Source organism: Frankia sp. CoWAU3, assembly GCF_977971855.1.
The window spans coordinates 24,111-30,085 of sequence record NZ_CDWWXB010000026.1 but is presented as its reverse complement, the minus strand read 5'-3'; the positions used below and the strand labels follow the sequence as shown (position 1 = coordinate 30,085).

Annotated in this window: 3 protein-coding genes and 1 pseudogene; 3 read left to right on the top strand and 1 reads right to left on the bottom strand. The window is 71.9% G+C overall.

All coding sequences use genetic code 11. The features are described 5' to 3' along the window. The 3 genes and pseudogenes from AC08ON_RS04710 to AC08ON_RS04700 all read left to right on the top strand — a co-directional run. A pseudogene (locus AC08ON_RS04710) lies at positions 1 to 331 on the top strand (hypothetical protein); the annotation flags it as partial. Positions 332 to 417: 86 nt separating this feature from the next. Next, a complete protein-coding gene (locus AC08ON_RS04705; protein ID WP_476606530.1) occupies positions 418 to 2,931 on the top strand; it encodes a helicase-associated domain-containing protein in 2,514 nt (837 codons plus the stop codon). A gap of 294 nt (positions 2,932 to 3,225) precedes the next feature. Further along, positions 3,226 to 4,863, top strand: a complete 1,638-nt coding sequence (locus tag AC08ON_RS04700; RefSeq protein ID WP_476606529.1) for a DNA repair helicase XPB — start codon at positions 3,226 to 3,228, stop codon at positions 4,861 to 4,863. 52 nt (positions 4,864 to 4,915) lie between these two features. On the opposite strand, the gene AC08ON_RS04695 is transcribed toward AC08ON_RS04700, so the two are convergent. Further along, complete coding sequence (locus AC08ON_RS04695; protein ID WP_476606528.1) at positions 4,916 to 5,464, bottom strand: Uma2 family endonuclease; 549 nt, start codon at positions 5,462 to 5,464, stop codon at positions 4,916 to 4,918. Positions 5,465 to 5,975: the final 511 nt, after the last annotated feature.

Here is a 5,975-nt window from a genome sequence, read left to right as displayed (position 1 = left end):
GGCGGTCTTCGACAGCCCGCTGGTGTCCAGGGTGTCGCCGGATGGTCTGCGCATCACCGGCATCCGTACCTCGACCGGCGCACCCGACTGGGCGTTTGCGGTGTTGTCCCCGCTGGGCGGTACCGATCCGGCGATCGCGGTACTGCGGTGGGACACCAGCTGCGGATGGGTGCTCGATCAGGTGGGGACGGCCCGGGTCGGGATCGGCGGTGGAGCGGCCGGACGGCACGACGACCTGCCGCGCGGGGCCATCACCCGTCGCCGCGGTGCCGGTGTCCGCCGCGGTTGTGAATCCGGTATCCGCCCAGGTGACGCGGCACGGCCCGGCTGAGCGACGGCGCCCTGTCGGCCTGGCGCCGCGCCAGCTACCGTCGTGAGGGTGTCGATGTCGGCCGCCGAGGCCTCAGGACAGCGCCCGTGACCCTCGTGGACTGGTTGCGTGCGCTTCCGGATCAGGCGTTGACCCGGCTCTTCCTCCTACGGCCGGACCTGGCGACGCCGCCCCCACCGGACTTCGAGGTGCTTGCGGCCCGCCTGGAGATCCGGGTCAGCGTGGCCCGCGCGTTGGAACGTCTCGACACGGGCGCCTGCGAGCTCCTGGAGGCGTTGACGATCCTTCCCCGGCCGGTGTCCCTGGCGGAGCTGACAAGGTTCTGCGGGCATTCGGAGGTGTCCGAGCCGGTGGGCCGGCTTCGTGACCTCGGGCTCATCTGGGGCGACGATGCCGAGCTGCGGGTCACCGGGATGGTCGTCGACCTCCTCGGCGTGCGCCCGCTGGGGCTCGGCCGTCCCGTGCGAGCCTGCCTGACGACGTACCGGCAGTCCCAGCTCGCCCGGCTCCTGACCGCGGCCGGCCTGCCGGTGCCCCGGGGCGCGGTCGACGAGACGATGACCGGGGTCGCCGTCCGGGAAGCGATGATCGACGCGTTGAGCGACGCCTTCGCGGACGCGGATCGGGTGCGGGAGTGGATCGAGGCCTGCTCCTCCCGGGCGCGGCAGCTGCTGGACCGGCTGGCCGCGGGTCCGGCGCTCGGCGCCACCACGGAGGCGGGCCGGTTGCTGGGGGTGTCCGCGGCCCGAACCCCGGTGGAGGAACTACTTGCCCGCGGCCTGCTCGTCGGATTGGACGAGGAGACCGTCGAGCTGCCGCGCGAGGTTGGGCTGGTCGTGCGCGGCGAGCATCCGGCCGGGGTCCTGCACCCGCATCCGCCCGCGGTCGAGGGAGAGGTCGTCGGGGTGGCGGCGGTTGACGCCGTGGCGGCCCTGGCGGCGGACGCCCTCGTCCGGTGGGTCACCACCCTGCTGGACGCTTGGGGCACGAGCCCGGTCACTCCGCTGCGCACCGGCGGGTTGAGCGTGCGGGACCTGCGTGCCGCCGCGAAACTGCTCGATGTCGACGAGCGGACCGCGGCCTTCGTGGTGGAGCTGGCCGCGGCGGCAGGCCTGATTGACGCGACCGCGGGGGCCGAGGTCCAGTACGTGCCGACCACGGCCTACGACCGCTGGGGCACCGACCTGGTGGCGGCCCGGTGGGCCGTACTGGTCGAGGGCTGGCTGCGCTCGTCGACCGCCGCCTGGCTGGTCGGCGAGCGGGACGAACGGGGCCGGCAGATCGCTCCCCTGTCGCTGGACGTGCGGCGGCCGGCCGTGCAGGACCTGCGTGCCCAGGTCCTGCGGGCGCTGGCCGCGGCGCCCGCAGGGGTGGTGCCGACCGCGGAGTCGTTGCGTGCCCTGCTGACCTGGCGAGCGCCCCGGCGCGGCGGAATGCTGCTCGCCGGGATGATCGACGGAACGATCGTCGAGGCCGAGCTGCTCGGGCTGACCGGCCGGGGCGCACCGAGCACGGTCGGTCGGTTACTCGCCGCCCAGCTCGACGCGGAGAACGCCGATCCGACGCGGAACGTGGGCGTGCCGAGCCGATCGGCGGCTGGTGATCCAGGGCTGTGCGTCAGGCTTGCCGACGCGCTTGCGCCGCTGTTGCCCGAGCCGGTCGAGGAGCTGCTGCTGCAGGGGGATCTCACTGCGGTTGCCCCGGGCCCGCTGGTACCCCGGGTGGCTGCGGAGCTGGCGCGGATGGCGGATGTCGAGTCCGCGGGCGCGGCCACCGTCTACCGGTTCTCCGAGGCCTCGCTGCGTCGCGGTCTGGACTCGGGCCTGGTAGCGGAGGACATCCACGCGATGCTCGTCCGTCTCGGTCGAGGCGGGGTGCCGCAGGCCCTCACCTATCTGATCGACGACACCGCCCGGCGGCACGGCCGGTTGCGGGCCGGTCCCGCCGCGAGCTACCTGCGCTGCGAGGACACGGCGCTGCTCGCCGAGGTGGTCGCCAACCGGCGTACCCAGGCGTTGGGGCTGCGCCGGATCGCGCCGACGATCGTCATCTCCCCACTGCCGACCGCGGAGATGCTCGCCGGCTTGCACAGCGCCGGGTTCGCACCGGTCGCGGAGGCCCCGGACGGGCGGGTGGTGCTGCGCCGGCCCGCCGCCCATCGGACGCCGGCGCGTCCCCGCGCGGCGTCGGTCGACGTGGCCGACACCCGGATCAACCAGCTGCGCGACGTGGTCCGGCTGGTCCGCCGGGGCGACGACAGCGCACGGGCGGTCCGGGCGGCCGGCGAGGTTCCCGGCATCGAGGTCGGGCTCACCCGGTCCGCGCCGTTGATCCTGGTGCTGCTGCAGGGAGCCGTCCGGGACCGGCGCCGGGTGCTGCTGGGCTACGTTGACCAGCAGGGTGCGCCGAGCGACCGGATCGTGCGGCCCACCGCCGTCGAGGGCGGCTGGCTCACCGCGTGGGACGAACTCAGCGCCGGCCCGCGTCGTTTCGTCCTGCACCGGGTGACCGGCGTCGCTGACATCGACGACGCGTTCGGCGGACCGCCGGTGGCGGCGGACTGGTCGGCCGCCGCGGAGGATCTCGCCGATCCGCCATGAGCCGGGCGGGCCGGTGGGCCGGTACCGGTGCCGGTACCTGTGCCGGTGTGCCCGCTTGCCCGCGGACCCGCGGTGGTTTCGGTCTGGCTTCGGCCCCTCTGGTTACCGTGTCGGTGGTCGGCTGTACCGTCGAAGGGCGCCGGTGAACGAGCAGCGCGCCGCCGGTGTGATCGTGCCGGTGCTACGCCGGTGGCCCGCACCGCACCGATCGGTGCAGGGCGGCTCGTGTTGGTGGTTCACTGATGGGCCGATACCCACGGCGGAACCTACGGCGGACGGAAAGGGCGGTGGCGGGTGACGGACGGCCCGTTGATCGTCCAGTCGGACAGGACGTTGCTGCTCGAGGTCGAGCATCCCAGTGCTGTCGAGGCGCGGTCGGCCATCGCTCCGTTCGCCGAGCTCGAACGGTCTCCGGAGCACGTGCACACCTATCGGGTGACGCCGCTGGCGCTGTGGAACGCCCGGGCCGCCGGTCATGACGCCGAGCAGGTTGTCGATGCGCTGGTTCGCTTCTCCCGTTACGCCGTGCCGCACGCCCTGCTCGTCGACATCGCCGACACGATGGATCGCTACGGTCGGCTGCGCCTGGAGAACGACCTGGCCCACGGGCTGGTGTTGCGTGCTCTCGACCGGGTGGTGCTCGTCGAGGTGGCCCGGGCCAAGAAGGTCGTGCCGATGCTCGGCTCCCGCATCGACGACGACACGATCGCCGTGCACCCCTCCGAGCGCGGCCGGCTCAAGCAGGTGCTGCTCAAACTCGGGTGGCCGGCGGAGGATCTCGCCGGCTACGTCGACGGCGAGGCGCACCGGATCGAACTGCGCCAGGACGGCTGGGAGCTGCGCGACTACCAGAAGGGCGCGGTAGCCGGGTTCTGGGAGGGCGGGTCGGGGGTCGTCGTGCTGCCTGCGGGCGCCGGGAAGACCATCGTCGGTGCCGCGGCCATGGCCCAGGCCGGGGCGACCACGCTGATCCTGGTTACGAACACGGTCGCCGGCCGGCAGTGGCGGCACGAGCTGCTGCGCCGCACCTCGCTGACCGAGGAGGAGATCGGCGAGTACTCCGGGGAGCGCAAGGAGATCCGGCCGGTCACCATCGCCACCTATCAGGTGATGACGGCCCGGCGTAAGGGCGAATACCTGCACCTGGAGTTGTTCGGGGCCCGGGACTGGGGTCTGATCGTCTACGACGAGGTGCATCTGCTCCCGGCGCCGGTCTTCCGGATGACCGCCGACATCCAGTCCCGTCGTCGGCTCGGCCTGACCGCGACCCTCGTCCGGGAGGACGGCCGGGAGGGCGACGTCTTCTCGTTGATCGGGCCGAAGCGGTATGACGCCCCGTGGCGGGAGATCGAGGCACAGGGCTGGATCGCGCCGGCGCAGTGCACCGAGGTGCGCGTCACGCTCACCGAGGACGAGCGGATGGCCTACGCCGTCGCCGAGCCGGAGGAGCGGTACCGGATGTGTGCCACCGCCCGCAGCAAGCGGGCGGTGGTGGAGCGTCTCGTCCGCCAGCACTCCGATGACCGGGTGCTGGTGATCGGCGCGTATCTCGACCAGCTCGACGAGCTCGGGGAACTGTTGGACGTCCCGGTCATCCAGGGTTCCACCCGTAACCGGGAGCGGGAGCGACTGTTCGAGGCGTTCCGGACCGGGGAGATCACCACACTGGTCGTTTCCAAGGTCGCGAATGTCTCCATCGACCTGCCGGAGGCCGGGGTAGCCGTGCAGGTCTCGGGCACGTTCGGTTCCCGCCAGGAGGAGGCCCAGCGGCTCGGTCGGGTGCTGCGGCCCAAGGCCGACGGCCGCACGGCGCACTTCTACACGGTGGTGGCCCGCGACACCCTTGACCAGGAGTACGCGGCGCACCGCCAGCGATTCCTCGCCGAGCAGGGCTACGCCTACACCATCGTCGACGCCGACGACGTCTGCTAGCCCCGCACGGGCCTTCGGCGGGCTTCCCGGGGAAGCGGTCGGCGTCGCGCCATCACTCCGAGTCGGGCGGGTCGATCAGCTCGGCAGGCTGGATCGCCACCGGAAAGGGCCGGGTGGCGGTGAAGGTCTCCTTCCCGCTGACCGTGTGGGTGGCGAGGTACGCGTCGGCGACCAGGCCGTACGCCTCGATGGTGGCGGTGTCCGGGTCGATCAGCCAGCAGGACGGCACGCCGCGTTGCCGGTAGAGATCGAGTTTGAGGGTGCGGTTGTAGCGCCGGGTGCTGGCGTCGGCCACTTCGATGACGAGGGACGGGGTGTCCCGGAACCGACGGCCGGTGTCACCGCTCGCCTCCACCACCACGACGTCCGGCACGAGCAGACTGCGGGGGGACAGCTCCACCCCGATCCCGGCCGGCAGGATATGAGCTCCGGAGGTGGCCGTGTCCGCCAGGATCCGGACCAGGCGCGCCGTGACGCGGGCCCGCAGCGGTGTCGGCCATGGTCGCAGGACGCACAAGCCGTCCAGGAGTTCGAACCGAGCGTCGTCATGCCCGCCCGTGTCGAGATCTTCCACGGTGACCGGGGGAGTGGGAACGGTCATCGAGGGGCGATGGGAGCGCGGCTGTGCGGGGGCCTGAACCACGATGGCTATCGTGCCTGTTGCCGTGGCCGCTGTCTAAAGCTGGCATGCGTTAATTGTCCGTGTCGCGACAAAAGGTCGAAGTCTAACGAAGACGACCTTCGAATTGTTCAAAAGGAGTGATATAAAGCTCTTGTCTCTTGGATTATCCGATGATAATTTGATCGCCGTCGATGGCGGTCGAGAAGAGCGTTCTTGGAAAGATCGTCTTTGGGAGTGCCTTCCGGCGTTCGCTCCGTCCCGAGTGGCGCCCGGCTCCCACGCCAGAGAGCTTGCCCCCGCGGAACCTCCCGTCCGCGGGGGCAAGCCTTTCCCCGCACGGCGCCTCCCCCGCACGGCGCCTTCGGCGCGGTGCGGGGACCTCTGGCATGGGGGTGGAGGCGGGGTTTTCGTCGGCTCGCCTTCGGCGAGCTTCCTGGGGTAGCCGGTCGGGGTCTTCGGCGCGGTGCGGGGACCTCTGGCATGGGGGTGG